The following is a 14,278-nucleotide window of genomic DNA, read 5'->3' as shown; positions in this document are numbered from 1 at the left end:
GCGGGGAGGGCGCGCGCCCTCCCCGCCTTTTCTTGTGCGGCTTTATGCGCGGTTGGCCTCCGGGAGCGCCCCGCCGTTGGCCTGGCGGCACAGGTGCGCCGTCATCAGCAGGGAGGCGGGGATCAACAGCAGCGCACCCAGACCAAAGGTAAAAACGATACCCAAGATCATCACGAGGGTGCCAACGAAGAAGAGCACCGTGAGGCGGAAGAAGTTACGCCACACCGCCGCCGAGCCCTGCTGCACGGCCTCTCCAATGCCATAGCCATCGGCCACGTACCACGTCCATGCCAGGGTGAGCAGTTGGGTGAGGATCACCAGAACAACCTGTATAAGCCCGCCAAAGATAACGCCGAGGTTGTACCAGAGACTCGTGTCCCCCACGGTCCCTTGATCCGCCGGAAGCGCGGCGCTAAAGAGGTACTCCACCGCCGCCCAGAACACCGAGCCCACCACGCTCACCAGGATCACCTTCCAGTAATGAGTGCGGTGGAAGAAGTCCCGGTAGCCGATCTTGGCGCGGCTCACCTGCGCCAGCGCCCCGGCGTACAGAAAGGGCGTAATCAGCAGCGGCAGGAGGGAGATACCGGGACCAAAACCATCGGGCAGTTCCATCTCCCGGGGCCACTCAAAGGTGAGTTCCCGGCCGAGCAGGCTCTCTATCCCCCATATCGCCGCTCCAGCCAGGAGCAGGGTGGCAAATACCGCGAGGAACATCAAAATCGTGCCCAGTAGCCACACGCGCGGATTGCGCCAGGCCGTGGCGAATCCCCAGTTCACGGCCTCCAACACATTGAGGTTGCCGTTCCTTTGCGTCTGTGCGTGCATCTGCGCGATGGACTCACCGTTATCCTGAAAACTCACCGTAGATTCATTCCTGTTTTCTGTAAAAGCAAGAGGCAATTTTCCCGTCATGCTAACGCCACCGCCCACACCCCACAAGGGCAGGGAGATGCTTTGTCCAATGCAAGCGACAGTGCTACCCTTGATCTTTGTCTCGGCGAGGGCCTGCGGGCCGTTATCGACGCGATTGTGAGTACCACCTTGGGTTTTATCCTGCGGAGACTCGGCGAGCGCGCGAGTAGGCCGCAGTTTTTTATTGCGGCCAGCTCCCTCAAGACCATTCAAGAACAACCGACGGGAGACCCCTCATGGCTAAGTACCCCACCCTGGAAGCCCAGAACCGCACCGAGTTTGGCAAGGGCGCCGCACGCCGCCTGCGCCGCGCATGGCAGATCCCCGGCGTGATCTACGGCCCCGAAATGGCCGAGCCCGTGCACTTTGCCGCCCCCCTGCTGGAGATGCAGGCCCTGGTGCGCAACAACGGCGTGAACGCCATCGTGGAGATGGACATCGACGGCGAGAAGTACCTCACCATGGTCAAGCACGTGGATCAGAACGTGCTCACCCTGGACATCGACCACATCGACCTCCTCGCCATCAAGCGCGGCGAGAAGGTGGAGGTTGAGGTTCCCGTGGTGCTCGAGGGCGAGCCCGCCGCTGGCACCATGTCCATCCAGGACGCCGACGTGCTCCTGGTGGAGGCCGACGTGCTCAACATCCCCGAGGAGATCACCGTCTCCATCGAGGGCCTTGAGGTGGACACCAAGATCACCGCCGGCGAGCTGAACCTGCCGGAGGACATCACCTTGGTGGCCGAAGAGGACACCGTGATCGTCTCCATCACCTACCCCGAGGTGGACGAGGAGCTGGAGGAGGCCGCCGAGGCTGCCGAGGAAGGCGGCGCGGAGGCCGGTGCCGAATCCACCGAGGAGGCCGCGGAGAACGAGGAGTAATTCCCCCTCTCCCCTATCCCGGTGCGCACCCCGCACCGGGATTTTTCTTGGGCTGCGCTAACCTCAACCCCATGAACACCTCCCTCGTGGTGGGCCTGGGCAACCCCGGCCCCCGATACGCCCGCACCCGGCACAATCTCGGCGCCATGGTTCTGGAGGAATTGCTATCCCGCCACCCCGGCGCGCGGCTGAGCGTGCACCGCAAGACCAACACGGAGGTGTACTCCCAGGGCGGCCTGATTCTGGCGCGCCCGCGCTCCATGATGAACCTCTCCGGCGGCCCGGTGGCTGGCCTGGCACAGTTCTTCCGCGTGCCCCCGGAGCGGATCGTGGTACTGCACGATGAACTCGACCTGGACTTTGGCCAGGTCAAGGCCCGCCCCGGTGGCGGCGATCACGGACACAACGGGCTGCGTTCCATCACCAAGGCCCTGGGAACCAAGGAGTACGTGCGCCTTAGTTGCGGTATCGGCCGCCCACCGGGGCGCATGGACCCGGCCGCCTTTGTACTCAAACCATTCTCCCGCGCGGAGCAGGAGCACCTGCCGATCCTGTGCGCCGACGCCGCCGACGAGGTGGAAAGAGTGCTAGCCTGAGTTTCTATGCGCCTGGCCACACTGCGATCCCCCGATGGCGGCACGCACGCCGCCCGCGTCCATTCCGATCTCACCACCGCCACCGTGCTGCCCGATTACCCCACGGTACGGCACCTCCTTGAGGAGGAGCATTGGGAGGAGATCGCCCGCACGGCCACCGGCCCGCAGCGCATAGTGCGGCCCGCCGACCTCGCGCCCGTGATTCCGCGCCCCGGGAAGATCATCTGCGTGGGTCTTAATTACGCCCGGCACATCGAGGAGATGGGACACGAGCGCCCGGACGTGCCCACGCTCTTTATCAAGTTCCCCGAGGCCCTCACCGGGCCTTACGATGACGTGCTGCTGCCGCCCTGGGCGCAGGAGGCGGCGGACTTCGAGGGGGAATTGGCGGTGGTCGTCGGCAAGCGGGCGCGGCGCGTGACCGCCCGGGCCGCCACGGAGCACATCGCCGGATACGCGGTGATGAACGATTATTCCCTGCGGGATTATCAATACCGAACCTTGCAGTGGCACCAGGGGAAATCCCTGGAAAAGTCCAGCGGCTTTGGCCCCTGGCTGACCACCCGCGAGGACTTCCGGCCCGGCGCGCCCTTGCGCACCTGGCTTAACGACGCCCCCATGCAGGAGGCACGCACGGACGATCTGGTGTTCAGCCCGGAGGCACTGATCGAATATCTCAGCCACCTGTATCCGCTGGAACCGGGGGACGTGATCGTCACCGGCACCCCGGCGGGCGTGGGGCACGCGCGCTCCCCCAAGCGCTATCTCCGCGACGGCGATACCGTGCGGGTGCGCGTGGAGGGACTGGGTGAGATTGCCAATACCACGATCTTTGAAAGGACATAATGCGTATTTCCAAGGCGATGGCGACGAAAGTGATCTGGGTGCTGGTGCTATCCCTCATGCTGGTGGGCGAGGCGAATGATGGTATCGACGCCCATAGCCATTTCCTGGCTCCCACGTTGGGAATTATCACCATTGTTGCCGCCGTGACGTGGGCCCTCTGGGCCCTTTATATCAGTAGAAGCACGCGCGCCGATCTCTTTATCAAGCGGACGTTTACTTTTCTCTTGCCTATTTTTCTACTGGTTGCCGCCATGAACATCAGTTTTTGGTCCTGGATTGGAATTTCGCTCACCACATTCCTTATCTGGGCTCTTCTGGTCAGCAATGAGGCCTTCCTCACCTGGGCAAAGAATCTCGAAGCCGATACCGAACCGGAGGCAGCGGAGGGATAAACCATGAACAATCTCAAGGCAACCCTATTCAATATCCTCTGGCTCACAATCATCGCCGTACCATCCTTTGGCACGGCGAACGAGGGAATGAATAAACAATACCATTCCTTCTCCACCGTCATCGGGGCGTTCGCATTGGCGGCGGCTTTCATCAGCACCCTGTGGGCGGTGCGCAATCTCTTTCACACCCGCCCGGATAACTTTGTTCGGGAGACGTTCCTGGTATTCGGCCCGCTTTACGCGATTATGGCCACCCTGTACATCGGTGGAAGGGAATGGATAACCGTTCTCTTCTGGCTGGCCGTGGTGTTCATGCTGCTGGTGAATAACGCGAGGTTCCTCGGCTGGGCTCGGGGGCTCAGTGAGGAATCACCGGCTAGTTCTGCGGGGGCTGTGGCGGACGGCCGCTCGGCGGGGTAGCACCAGCCCCCGGCCCGCCCGCCGGGGGCTGACCCTGCGGCGGATTGCCACCGGGCCCACCCTGCCCGTCCCCGCCCGGCCCACCGGAACCCGGCATGGGCGCGGCGTCGCTCATTGCCTGCTCGGTGGTGGGGTCGATGGCGACGTCGATAGTAAGCGTATAACCGCCCTGCACGGAGCCGCTGGTGACGGGCACCTGATCGTCCCAGCCGTCGCTGAATACGTTGTCCGTGTCCAGGCTGATCGCGGCGAAGTTGGACACGGAATCGGTGTAGCGGGAGTCCGCGTAGGTGGCGGCGGCCACCTCCTCGGGCACCACGAGCTGGGAGGTGAGCACGTTATTGTTCACGTCCGTGATGGAGGCGGAATCGGGGAATACCTCGAAGTGAAGGTGCGGCCAGCGCCCGGCGTAACAGCCGGGGACGATGGTCTGGAAGGTCACGGTGCCGTTGCTATCGGCCACCTGCACGCCGCGCAGATAGGTCTCCTCCAGCAGGGCGTCGTCATACATGGAGTAGCGCCCCTCGGCGTCACAGTGCCAGATGTACACCGCCGCTCCCGCGTAGGCGGCGTTACCGTTGGAGAGGTCGATGAGGTTCATCTTCACGGTGAGCGGCACGCCATCGGCCGTGGCCCCGCCGCCGATGGAGGAGCGAATATCGGAGCGCTCCACGCCGCTGATGTCCAGCACGTCCGGGCCGTTGGAGCCGTCGCCGGGGTACGGGCCCGCGGTTTCCGCTTTCATCTCGGCGGGAACGGCGGCACTCGCTGCCCCGGTGGTAGTGCTGGCGGCACTGGTGCTGCCGGAGGAGCCGGAACCAGGGGTGCAGGCCGCCAGGGCGAAGGCCCCGGCGCCCAGGCCCAGGCTACCGAGGATCTTGCGGCGGCTCATCACGGTGCCCAGGTCAAAGGCCAGGCCCTGATCCTCGGGGCCCTCGTTTTGCCGGTCGAGGCGGCGGCCCTCAAAGGTGTGTACTTTGCCGTCTGCGGCGGGGCTGCGGTCCTCGGCGGAGGGATAGGGGCAGAAACGGAACACGGGAAACGTCCTTTCGGGCTACTTTCGGAACGTTTCCCACACTAACGGGCGTTACTGCCCAGTCACCGAGTACTTCCTGTGAGTTCACCGAGCAGTTTCATAATGTCTGCTGCCGGAATCTCCTGGGCTTCCCGATAGCCCTCCCCAGCGAGGCAGTAGGCACACTCCTCCGCCCCGCGCAGCGGCTTGAGCAGGGCGTTCAGGGGCGGGTACGCGGGCGGCACCGCCTCGTGCTCGCGGGTAAAGGCCGTGGCCAGCCCGCGCGCGTACCGGCCGGAAAAGGCGCGGGTGGACACGGTTTCCGCCTCCCCGCGCGCCAGCAACGCCCGGTTCGCCGCCGAGGTGCCCGCCTCCGGGGAACGCAAAAAGGCCGTGCCGCAGGACACCGCGCGCACGCCCGGCCAGGTCAGAGCCTCGGCCACCGCCTGCGCGGTGCTCAAGCCTCCGGCCGCCACCAGGGGCATGTCCGGTGCCGCCTCGTGCACCGCCGCCACCAGTTCCGGCAGCAAGCGGGTATCCGGCTCCTCCGGCACCGTCCAGGTCGAGCGGTGCCCACCAGCTTCCGGCCCCTGCACCACCAGCGCGTCCACCCCGGCGCGCGCGGCCACGGCGGCGTCGCGCTCGTTGGTCACCGTCACCCATGCCTCCACGCCGTAGGAGTGCAGGCAATCCACCTCGTGCGGGGAGAAAATGCCAAAGGTGCTGCTCACCACGGCGGGGCCGCGCTGGTTCCGGGCGGCGTCGATAAGCACCGCCAGTTTGGCGTCCCACCCCATCGTGTAATCCACCGCCGGGAGTTCCGGGGCGGGCAGGCCGTGACGGGCAAAAAGCGGGGCGAGGGAATCGCTGAGTGCCTCCAGCGGTCCGAGGTCACGGTACGGCTGCTGCTGGCAAAAGAGGTTCACCCCGTAGCGCGGAGCCGTGACCTCCCGCATATCCTGGGCAAGTTGTTCCGCGCTGATCGTCCCGGAGGCCAGGAAGCCCAGGCCCCCGGCGCGTGCGGCCTCGGAGACCAACTGCGGGGTGGACGGGCCACCGGCCATGGGGGCCGCGATGATGGGCGTGGAAATATCGTCAAGGAGGCTCATACACTCAAAGACTATGTGAAAGGATAAACGGGTGGCACTTATTTCCAGGATCATGGACATCTTCCGTTCCCCCCGCTCCCCCCAGGAGGCGGATCTCCACGGCGTGCAATGGCTCATCATCGGGCTCGGCAACCCCGGCCCGCGCTACCAGAACACCCCGCATAACGTGGGCTACCTGGCTCTCGACGCCTTGCGCGGCTCCACTCCCCTGCTCCCCTGCGCCGGAGTGCCCGTCACCGCCTGCCGCAGCACTATCGACGCCGTCCCCGTGGCCCTGCTGCGCTCCACCACGTACATGAACGAATCCGGGCAGGCCGTGGCCCCGCTGGCCTCGGCCCTGGGTATCCCCCCGGAGCGCATCGTGGTGCTGCACGACGAACTCGACCTGCCCACCGGCACCACGCGGCTGCGCCAGGGCGGGGCGGAAAACGGGCACAACGGGCTGAAATCCATCAGCGCGGAACTAGGCACGCGCGATTACCTGCGCGTGCGCATGGGAATCTCCCGCCCACCCAAGGGAACCCCCGTGGTGGATTACGTGCTGGGCGAGATGGCCGATACCCCGGAACTGCGCTCCGGGGTGGAGCACGCCGCCGACGCCGCGCGGCTCATCGTGAGCCAGGGTCTGGCCCGCGCCCAGAACGAGATTCACCGGCGCTAGGGGCTGGGGGCTGTTAGGGCCCGCGGTTAGGCGCGCGCGGCCTCCTGCACCAATTCCCCGATCATGCGCACCAGGGTATCCTCGGCGCGCTGCGCGGGGCTGAACTTGCCCTCGGTGACGTCACCGAAAATGCTGAAATCGAGCTGAGTGCGCAGCATGCGGCTCTGGAAGTTCGCCATGATGGCGCGCCAGTGCTCCACCGCGCGGATACCGCCGGTGGCGCTATAACCGATGAAGCCCAGCGGCTTGCCCTGCCACTCCGCGCCGAGGGAATCCACGGCGTTCTTCATCGCACCGGGCACGGAGTGGTTGTATTCCGGGGTGACAAAGAAGAAGGCATCGCAGGCATCAATGGCGTTGGACCACTCCTGCACGCGAGAATCCGCGTACTGCTTATTGGCCATCGCGGGGAGCACCTCGGCGGCGTACAGGGGGAGGTCAAAGTCCCGGAGGTCGATCAAGGTGAACTCGGGGGCTGCCGTTGCGTTTGTTGCCTCGATGGCCTCGGCGGCGCGGGCCTGGGCCACCTGCGCGACCCACTGGCCGATCTGATCCCCCAGGCGACCCTCCCGGATAGAACCAACGATGATGCCGATCTTCATGGCACTCCTTTTCTGCTGCGATATAGCGACTCGCTTAGTCTACCCGTTAAAGGATCAGGGGGTGGGGCGGCCCACAGGACGAACATAAGCAGGAAAAATATACGAACTATACCACCCCAATGGGGGTAATTTTTAAGAAACTTTACAGAGACCATTGACCTGGTGCCCTGTGCCACATAAGTTAATTTTTGTCCATAAGGACACCCTATCCCTCCTACTGGAAAGGTCCTGACATGAAAGCAAAAAGAGCAGCGCTGTGCTCATCGCAGTAGCCACCGCTGCCGCCCTTCTTGCCCCTGCCTCGTATGCCGCCCAGGGATACCGCGGCACCAAGGAGCATGGCTGCCGGACGTATATTCACGGCTCAGATGCTTGGACTAACTGCCAGTCGGCCACAAGGAGTGGCCAGGTGGCCACCAAGGTCTGGTGCACGGCACAGCCCACCCGAGTCAGCAGTTGGTCCTACGTAGGCGCCGGTTCAAATGTTACCCGCATCGCCACAGTGGGCTGCGCCGCTAACGTTCACAGCGGCCAAACCCTCTGGCAGTAACGGCTAGTTAAGGAGAACACGGTGCGCTCACGCCTCATCGCTCATCTCATCGCGGGATTACCCATTCCCGCAATATGGATCATCTTCTGCCTCATCATGAGGGACGTCTGGTTGATCTCTTATAACGGTCTCACCATGTCCCTATGGACTCCCCTGGTCTTTTACCGGTGGCGTCATCTCTGCCATCGCAGCCTGGCAGGAGGCCACCCGCCTTGCCCATCACAGCACGGCGATCTGGCTGAGCACACCGCGCTCCTGGTTCTTGGTGCGCCTCCGGGAAATCCTCGGAGGCTACCTCCTTTCCGTTCTGCTCCCCACCCTGCTTTCCCAGGGAGCCATGCTCCTCATCGGGGCCATGCTCTCCCTTCCGGGATACCTCGATCTTCGCTATGGCGCTTACGCCCTAGCCTTTAGCTTCATACTGTATTTATTGGGCACGCTCACCGCCCACCTGCGTCTCGGCCCCCTGCGCAGCGCGATCATCGCCCTGTTCCTCGGCCTCTACGCGGGAATGTATATCGCGCTCACCGCCGCAGAAGTGAACACCTGGGAAATACTCAATCCTTACGCATGGGAAATCATGGCGATCTGCGCGCTCATCTTGCTCATCGCGGTACCACTTGCCACGGCTCGTCGCACCATCACTGCACTTGCCTCCCGCACCACCTCCATCGCGGGGACTGCCCTCACCATCGCCGCGATTTTCAGCATGGGCGGAATGCAGACCAGCGGTTACGCCCGCACCGATCACGAGAATATCCTCTGCGAGGACTCGGGCGAGGACACCCTGTGCGTTTGGCAGGAGGATTCCTTTAGGTGGGACGATATGCGTGCTTACCTCCAACGCACCCGCGATCTGCGCGCAGCGGCGGGGCTACCCGCCACGCCCATTCTTGCCATTGAGCCGGGTATCCCCCAGAACCTCGCGAAAAGCCCGGAGGAGCTGGAAAAACAGGAATACTTCCTTACCTATGTCTCTGCGTTCGGTGGCAATACCCCCAGCTGGCCCGCCGCCCAAAGCTTTGCCGATATTCTCCGTTGGTCAGATACCTGCTCTTTCGAGTCCCCGGAGCAGTCCGATCTTCTCTATGACCTCCTCACCAATTTCATTTACGGAGACATCACCTACACCGGCTTTAGCACCTCCGATCCCGAGCGCGATGGCACCCGCCTGGATTATTCCCAGGAACTCGCCCGGCTCAGCGAGGCGGAACAACTCACCCGCCTAGCCTCTGCGCTGTCCTCCTTCATCGCCACCTGTTCCTATGACCCCGAGGAGTTTCGTGCTCATGGATAATCACCCCGCTTTCTCCTGCACCGGGATCGTCGCCGGTTATCGCCGCAAGGAGGTACTCCACGGCCTTGACTTTGAGATTCCAGCCCACTCCATCACCGGGCTGCTCGGCCCCAATGGGGCGGGCAAGAGCACCCTACTGCGGCTTCTGGCTACTATCTCCACCCCGAGCGCCGGGGAGATTCGCATGGGTGGCCTTAATCCCGCCCTGCGCTCCGAGCGCAATGATATTCGGCGGAACCTGGGGTTCTTGCCGCAGAACTTCTCCGTGGACGAGCGCATGACTGTGCAAGAGTTTGTGCTCTATTGCCTGTGGATGAGGGAATACCCCGCCGCCCAGCGCACCGAGGCCGCCGAATATGCCATCGCTACCGTCGGTTTAGAGAACAGTAGCGGAACGCGGATCAAGGAACTCTCCGGCGGTATGCGCCAGCGAGCGGGCATTGCCGCCAGCATTGCCGGTACTCCTCAATTCATTATCCTGGACGAGCCCACCGCCGGGTTGGATCCGGAGCAGCGCTATGAGTTCCGCCAATTGCTCTCCCGCCTGCGCGGCTTGGACAATTCCCCCACGATCCTGCTCGGCACGCACCTGGTGGAGGACGTGGCCTCCTGCGCGGATCAGATTCTGGTGCTGGGCGAGGGCACCATTCGGTATAGCGGCCCGGCACACACGCTCACCGATTCCGGGGATCGCTCCATCGACGCCCTGGAAAGCACCTATCGCAGGCTGCTCGGTGGGGCAAAGAGTAGCGCACATGCTGCGGACACCACGACGCTGGAAGCCTAAGCCATGTACCGCAGTTTCCTTTCCTCCCGACGGGTTTATACCGCCCTCGCTCTTAGCACCGTGGCCTGCGTGCTGTTACTTCTTCTTTTCCCTACGTCTTACGGAATTTACGGAGCCAATGGCATACGGGACACCCCGCTTACCCGCCTGCTCCCCGTGGTGTTGGGTGCGCTCGCGGCCAGCACGGTACACCCGGTGGCCCCCGCGATGGAGGCCACCGCACCCACTCGGCTACTTCGGATACGCGCGCTCAGCCTCGCCGGGATCATGCTTACCCAGTTTCTGCTGCTCCTCGTCAGCATGGCGGCCGTACAGGCCAGCGTGGGTATCGGCCTCATGGCCCGCGACGTAGCCATATACCTTTCCGCCACGGCCCTCTGGCAGGGGCTCTGCTGCCTGAGCGTAGCTTTCTCCTCCCGCATGGCGGCCTGGGCACCGCCCCTGGGTGTGCTGCTCTTTCTTCTTCTTTACTCCTGGAAAGACAGCGAGCACCCGGTGCCGTGGAATATGCTACTCACCATTAACCCATTCACTATTGCGCTGAGCGTAATCTTCCTATTCGGCGCTTTGATCGCCTTGGGGGCAGTGGATACCGCTAGGTGGGATGGGTGAGGCTAAGCAAAACCTACCGATACAACTCCTGCCCAATGATCCTGCCGATCTCCCCGCTGCCATTAATGGAGGGGTGATTGGTCAGGTTGGTGGGCACCGCCGGGTCATACATGCCCACCACCCACCTGTCCTCGGGCTTGGGCGCACAGGTTCCGTGCCCTCGGGTGAGTTCCAGGGTGTCAATGAAGCGCAGGCCATTGGCCTCGGCGGCGTGCCGCGCTGCGTTACGTAGGTGGTCTTGCACCAGCCCCGCCCCCGGCGCGGGCAGTTCCGCCGGCTGATCGGGAATCGGATTGATAAGGCACACGCGGTCGTTGCTCGCCATCTCGGGGTACCCCGCAATGACCACCTCGGCGTCGGGAGCCGCCTGGGCCACCCGGTTCTTGATCGCGGCATAGACGCCCTGCATCGCGCTGGGGGCGATGTTCTGCGCATTGGCCATCGACGTCGCCACGTCTACCCATTGGAAGGTATCCAGGCCACCGTACATAATCACCACCCGCTCGGTGCCGGGACCGATGTTTCCGGCGAGGATCGATTCCTCAACCACGGCGGGCAGTTCCAGCAGCGGCGCCATGCCGCCCGTGCCATTGCAGGACCAGTCCGCCAGGGTTTTATTCGTGGCCTCGGCGGCGGCGTGTGGCCAGTTGCGGGTGTCCTTTTTACAGGTGGGTTTGAGCTGGTAGCCCTGCTCCGTGTGCTCGCCGTTGCCCGGGACGACGGGCCCGATGGCGGTGAAGGAATCGCCAAAGGTCACTATCTGCTGCGCTCCCGCAGGAGGGGTGCCCCATACGGCGGGAGCGACGGAACCAAGGGAAAGGCCGGGCTGAGCGGAGGCAAGGGGTGCGGCGGCCATCATCGCGCCCACTACTGCGGCCGCCACCTTGCGCAGGAAAAGGTTTCTATTCACGCCGATATGGTACAGGAAAAGCCCCCCCCGCATCCTCACAGACCACTTTTGCCCCGTCAGCTCCACGGACCCCACGCCATGGGCGTTTCACCACAGGCGATCACCGCTACGGCGCGCCCGGGGGAAGAGAATTCCTACGCCACGCTAACCCCGTGGCTAGCACAAAAAGCACCAGGCACAGTTCCCAAGGAACCACCCATTCCTTAGCGGTGGAGAAATACTGAGAGAACGCAGCCTCTGGAGCAAGATGCTGGGCGAGCACAATGGCGATCATGAGTGCTCCGGGGGCAAGAACAGACCACACTGTACCAAAGGCGTAGAGCGCCACCACCCCCAGCAAACCTAACACCACAGGAGTCCCCAACAAGGGCAAGAGAGGGGGAATACCTGGGTAGCGGGCATCAACGTAAAGGTGCCACGCCACCGTGGCAAGGCTGGGAAGAAAGCCCACCCCTACGGAGAAAACAGTGTGTACCACCCGTGACCACACAGAACCCACCGCCTCCCAGCCGGAGAAACGCGGAACACACACCAGCGGCAGGCTCGCAGCGAGGAAGGCCGGAAAGATCTCCGGTGCGCCCACTCCCCGCGTAGGCTGACCAGGTTCCACGCTTACCCCCACCGAGACCGTTGCCAACGCCACCGAGGCACTCATGGCTACCAGCACGAGCAGGAGCATCGCAGGAATACCACGCACATGGATGAAGCCCCGCACGACCCCACTCATGCGGTGCCATCCCAACGGCAGGCATCAATGTCCTCGGCGTGGCGGGCCATGATGGACGCCACCTCTTGGGCCGAGAATCTCACTCCGGCGCTCCAGGAATCATCGAGCACAGCCTCGTACCCGGCCAGGTACAAAGCATTATTTCTGAGGTTCATCACGGCATCACGGTTCTGCGTGGGAGCGTCCTCCTTCGACCACACGCAGCCGTGAGTAATAAGGGAATTCACTGCGCTGTAGGCCACTCCTTCCTCCGTGGAAGCAGGAATAGTGTTCTCCGAAAAGGGGCCGGTGAAAATGTCCACAAAAGCCTCCCCCGCGCGAGGATCATCGCGGTCCACCACGGAGCGATCATTGACCTCACGGAGGCTCTCGCCTAAACCCGCCCGTTGCAGGCGAGCCACCACCTCATCCACGTCCGCCTGCGCCGGAAGGTGCGCGGCGTGCAGGCACACCTGCGTCCCCTGCACCTCATGGCACCGCTGCTCCAACCCAGGATCCACCACATAGATCTCCGGGCGCCACACAAAGGCCGTGGTAACCACAGCACACAGCGCCAGGCCCCAGGTGAAGTAACCTCTACCTCCGCGTAACCGGTGCCGCAACAGGTGGCTTAGAAAAACCAAGGCCACCGCCGTGGCCAGCACCGCAAAGATAGCGGTAAAAGGGCTGGTCACAAATCGGGTGTCCGCTTCAATGCCGCGCACGGGAACCACCAGCCCCCAGGGCCGCCACAATGGTTCCACCGTGATCCCTAGAAGCAGAAAAGTGACGATCATCGCCAGGGGAATCATCATCATGCGGCCCGCTAACATGCCCACGGCATATCCACTGCCCACGAGCAGCGCTATACCCGCAACCGCAATAATGACATCCACAAAGTGCACGTGCCCCCAAGAGGCGTAACGCGCACCCCGGATAAGTACGGGAAGCAGCCCCACCGCGTACCCGATAAGGGAGGAAGCCGCCACCACGCCCGCCTGTGCGAGAAAATCCCACACCCCTGCGCGGGGATGCACCGGAGTGTGCAGCATCGAACCTCGTGGGTGGGTAAGCACCGCCAGTAAAACACTAAGCCCAACCAGTGCGGTACCCGGCAACCACAGCCCCTCATGGAGGGCCACCGACAGGTGCTGCCACACCGGGAAACTCGTGCGCAAGAGATCTACGGTGGCCAGGAAACCTCCCACCGCCATGAGGAGAAAGGGCGCGAAAACGTGCGCCCTAGGCAGGGAACTCATGATTCGTCTCTTTTCCCAAAAACAATGCTTTCATAAAAGACTTCAAAGGAGGAGCCATAGCCCTCGCTATTTTGCTGCGCCAGTAGATCCCGGCTACTGCCGGAAGCCTGAATCCTCCCCTCGGAAAGAATCGCCACCTGGGCCTCCATAGCCTGAATATCCTCCGTGAGGTGAGTGGACATCACCACGGAGGTACCCAGATCTGCGATCATCCGGCGCGTCCTCATGCGCTGGGAGGGATCTAAGCCCACGGTGGGTTCGTCGAGAAGCAATAGCGAGGGATCATTGATAACCCCCGCGCCAATAGCCACCCGCTGCCGTTCCCCTCCGCTGAGGCTGCGCACCCGGCGACGTTGAAGTGCGCCCAAATCCAGACGCTCCACCGCTATATCTACCCGGCGCGGGATCTCCCCACGCGGCACCCCGCTCAGCCAGGCGGCATAACTGAGAAGATCTCGCACCCGCGCGAGCCCCGGCAGGCTGGGGTTCTGCGGGACGTACCCTATGCCAGAACCGCCCTCCGCAAAGGTGATAACGCCTTCCTGCACCGGGAGAATACCCGCTAGGCATTTGATGAGGGTGCTCTTACCGGACCCGTTGGGCCCCAGCAGCACGGTAACGCCGCTCCCAATCTCCCAGTCCAACCCGCAGAGAACCTCCGCCTTCCGGTAATGGAAGGAGAGTCCCCTAATGCTCACACAGGTCAAAAGAGTCCCCTTT

Annotated in this window: 17 protein-coding genes; 9 read left to right on the top strand and 8 right to left on the bottom strand. The window is 63.3% G+C overall.

The window, feature by feature from the left end:
- Positions 1-42: 42 nt before the first annotated feature.
- Entirely contained in the window at positions 43-864 is an 822-nt protein-coding gene (locus OLW90_RS03715; RefSeq protein WP_319651417.1) for a hypothetical protein, read from the bottom strand.
- A gap of 287 nt (positions 865-1,151) precedes the next feature.
- On the opposite strand from OLW90_RS03715, the gene OLW90_RS03710 reads away from it, so the two are divergent.
- The 5 genes from OLW90_RS03710 to OLW90_RS03690 all read left to right on the top strand — a co-directional run bounded on the left by OLW90_RS03710 (position 1,152) and on the right by OLW90_RS03690 (position 4,050).
- Positions 1,152-1,796 carry a 50S ribosomal protein L25/general stress protein Ctc gene (locus OLW90_RS03710; RefSeq protein WP_319651416.1) on the top strand — a complete coding sequence of 215 codons (645 nt, stop codon included), beginning with the start codon at positions 1,152-1,154 and terminating at the stop codon, positions 1,794-1,796.
- 71 nt (positions 1,797-1,867) lie between these two features.
- The gene (gene pth, locus OLW90_RS03705; protein WP_319651415.1) at positions 1,868-2,392 is read left to right on the top strand and encodes an aminoacyl-tRNA hydrolase; all 525 of its coding nucleotides are present in this window, start codon (positions 1,868-1,870) and stop codon (positions 2,390-2,392) included.
- A gap of 6 nt (positions 2,393-2,398) precedes the next feature.
- The gene (locus OLW90_RS03700; protein WP_319651414.1) at positions 2,399-3,238 is read left to right on the top strand and encodes a fumarylacetoacetate hydrolase family protein; all 840 of its coding nucleotides are present in this window, start codon (positions 2,399-2,401) and stop codon (positions 3,236-3,238) included.
- A complete protein-coding gene (locus tag OLW90_RS03695; protein ID WP_319651413.1) occupies positions 3,238-3,630 on the top strand; it encodes a hypothetical protein in 393 nt (130 codons plus the stop codon). Before OLW90_RS03700 ends, OLW90_RS03695 begins: the two co-directional genes overlap by 1 nt.
- A 3-nt stretch (positions 3,631-3,633) precedes the next feature.
- The gene (locus tag OLW90_RS03690; RefSeq protein WP_319651412.1) at positions 3,634-4,050 is read left to right on the top strand and encodes a hypothetical protein; all 417 of its coding nucleotides are present in this window, start codon (positions 3,634-3,636) and stop codon (positions 4,048-4,050) included.
- On the opposite strand, the gene OLW90_RS03685 is transcribed toward OLW90_RS03690, so the two are convergent.
- Together OLW90_RS03685 and OLW90_RS03680 are read right to left on the bottom strand one after the other, a co-directional pair.
- Entirely contained in the window at positions 4,007-5,086 is a 1,080-nt protein-coding gene (locus tag OLW90_RS03685; protein ID WP_319651411.1) for a 3,4-dioxygenase subunit beta, read from the bottom strand. The two genes, OLW90_RS03690 and OLW90_RS03685, sit on opposite strands and share 44 nt — an antisense overlap.
- A 62-nt stretch (positions 5,087-5,148) precedes the next feature.
- Positions 5,149-6,174, bottom strand: a complete 1,026-nt coding sequence (locus OLW90_RS03680; protein WP_319651410.1) for a nitronate monooxygenase family protein — start codon at positions 6,172-6,174, stop codon at positions 5,149-5,151.
- 52 nt (positions 6,175-6,226) lie between these two features.
- Between OLW90_RS03680 and pth (OLW90_RS03675) the strand changes: the two genes are divergently transcribed.
- Positions 6,227-6,835: an aminoacyl-tRNA hydrolase gene (pth, locus tag OLW90_RS03675; protein ID WP_319651814.1), complete on the top strand. Its 609-nt coding sequence runs from the start codon at positions 6,227-6,229 to the stop codon at positions 6,833-6,835.
- 26 nt (positions 6,836-6,861) lie between these two features.
- On the opposite strand, the gene OLW90_RS03670 is transcribed toward pth (OLW90_RS03675), so the two are convergent.
- Entirely contained in the window at positions 6,862-7,437 is a 576-nt protein-coding gene (locus OLW90_RS03670; RefSeq protein WP_319651409.1) for an NAD(P)H-dependent oxidoreductase, read from the bottom strand.
- Positions 7,438-8,249: 812 nt separating this feature from the next.
- Between OLW90_RS03670 and OLW90_RS03665 the strand changes: the two genes are divergently transcribed.
- Genes OLW90_RS03665 through OLW90_RS03655 form a run of 3 tightly spaced genes read left to right on the top strand, consistent with a single transcriptional unit; the run spans position 8,250 to position 10,683 of the window.
- The gene (locus OLW90_RS03665) at positions 8,250-9,284 is read left to right on the top strand and encodes a hypothetical protein (protein WP_319651408.1); all 1,035 of its coding nucleotides are present in this window, start codon (positions 8,250-8,252) and stop codon (positions 9,282-9,284) included.
- Entirely contained in the window at positions 9,277-10,071 is a 795-nt protein-coding gene (locus tag OLW90_RS03660) for an ABC transporter ATP-binding protein (protein WP_319651407.1), read from the top strand. The genes OLW90_RS03665 and OLW90_RS03660 overlap by 8 nt, the downstream gene beginning before the upstream one ends.
- Positions 10,072-10,074: 3 nt before the next feature.
- Positions 10,075-10,683, top strand: coding sequence for a hypothetical protein (locus OLW90_RS03655; protein WP_319651406.1), 609 nt, complete (start codon positions 10,075-10,077; stop codon positions 10,681-10,683).
- Positions 10,684-10,696: 13 nt separating this feature from the next.
- On the opposite strand, the gene OLW90_RS03650 is transcribed toward OLW90_RS03655, so the two are convergent.
- The 4 genes from OLW90_RS03650 to OLW90_RS03635 form a co-directional block, all read right to left on the bottom strand.
- Positions 10,697-11,593, bottom strand: coding sequence for a GDSL-type esterase/lipase family protein (locus tag OLW90_RS03650; RefSeq protein WP_319651405.1), 897 nt, complete (start codon positions 11,591-11,593; stop codon positions 10,697-10,699).
- Between the two features lie 106 nt (positions 11,594-11,699).
- A complete protein-coding gene (locus OLW90_RS03645; protein ID WP_319651404.1) occupies positions 11,700-12,272 on the bottom strand; it encodes a hypothetical protein in 573 nt (190 codons plus the stop codon).
- A gap of 44 nt (positions 12,273-12,316) precedes the next feature.
- Positions 12,317-13,558 carry a hypothetical protein gene (locus OLW90_RS03640; protein ID WP_319651403.1) on the bottom strand — a complete coding sequence of 414 codons (1,242 nt, stop codon included), beginning with the start codon at positions 13,556-13,558 and terminating at the stop codon, positions 12,317-12,319.
- Positions 13,555-14,256, bottom strand: coding sequence for an ABC transporter ATP-binding protein (locus OLW90_RS03635; protein ID WP_319651402.1), 702 nt, complete (start codon positions 14,254-14,256; stop codon positions 13,555-13,557). The genes OLW90_RS03640 and OLW90_RS03635 overlap by 4 nt, the downstream gene beginning before the upstream one ends.
- Between the last annotated feature and the right edge of the window lie 22 nt (positions 14,257-14,278).

This window comes from Corynebacterium sp. 21KM1197 (assembly GCF_033783015.1).
In the GTDB taxonomy this organism is placed as follows: Bacteria; Actinomycetota; Actinomycetes; order Mycobacteriales; family Mycobacteriaceae; genus Corynebacterium.
This window is presented reverse-complemented; position numbering and strand designations above follow the sequence as displayed.

Bases quoted from the DNA above. Each gene is read 5' to 3' on its own strand.
- OLW90_RS03710 (WP_319651416.1), top strand. From the start codon at position 1,152: ATGGCTAAGTACCCCACCCTGGAAGCCCAGAACCGCACCGAGTTTGGC.
- pth (WP_319651415.1), top strand. From the start codon at position 1,868: ATGAACACCTCCCTCGTGGTGGGCCTGGGCAACCCCGGCCCCCGATAC.
- OLW90_RS03700 (WP_319651414.1), top strand. From the start codon at position 2,399: ATGCGCCTGGCCACACTGCGATCCCCCGATGGCGGCACGCACGCCGCC.
- OLW90_RS03695 (WP_319651413.1), top strand. From the start codon at position 3,238: ATGCGTATTTCCAAGGCGATGGCGACGAAAGTGATCTGGGTGCTGGTG.
- OLW90_RS03690 (WP_319651412.1), top strand. From the start codon at position 3,634: ATGAACAATCTCAAGGCAACCCTATTCAATATCCTCTGGCTCACAATC.
- OLW90_RS03680 (WP_319651410.1), bottom strand. From the start codon at position 6,174: ATGAGCCTCCTTGACGATATTTCCACGCCCATCATCGCGGCCCCCATG.
- pth (WP_319651814.1), top strand. From the start codon at position 6,227: ATGGACATCTTCCGTTCCCCCCGCTCCCCCCAGGAGGCGGATCTCCAC.
- OLW90_RS03670 (WP_319651409.1), bottom strand. From the start codon at position 7,437: ATGAAGATCGGCATCATCGTTGGTTCTATCCGGGAGGGTCGCCTGGGG.
- OLW90_RS03660 (WP_319651407.1), top strand. From the start codon at position 9,277: ATGGATAATCACCCCGCTTTCTCCTGCACCGGGATCGTCGCCGGTTAT.
- OLW90_RS03655 (WP_319651406.1), top strand. From the start codon at position 10,075: ATGTACCGCAGTTTCCTTTCCTCCCGACGGGTTTATACCGCCCTCGCT.
- OLW90_RS03645 (WP_319651404.1), bottom strand. From the start codon at position 12,272: ATGCTCCTGCTCGTGCTGGTAGCCATGAGTGCCTCGGTGGCGTTGGCA.
- OLW90_RS03640 (WP_319651403.1), bottom strand. From the start codon at position 13,558: ATGAGTTCCCTGCCTAGGGCGCACGTTTTCGCGCCCTTTCTCCTCATG.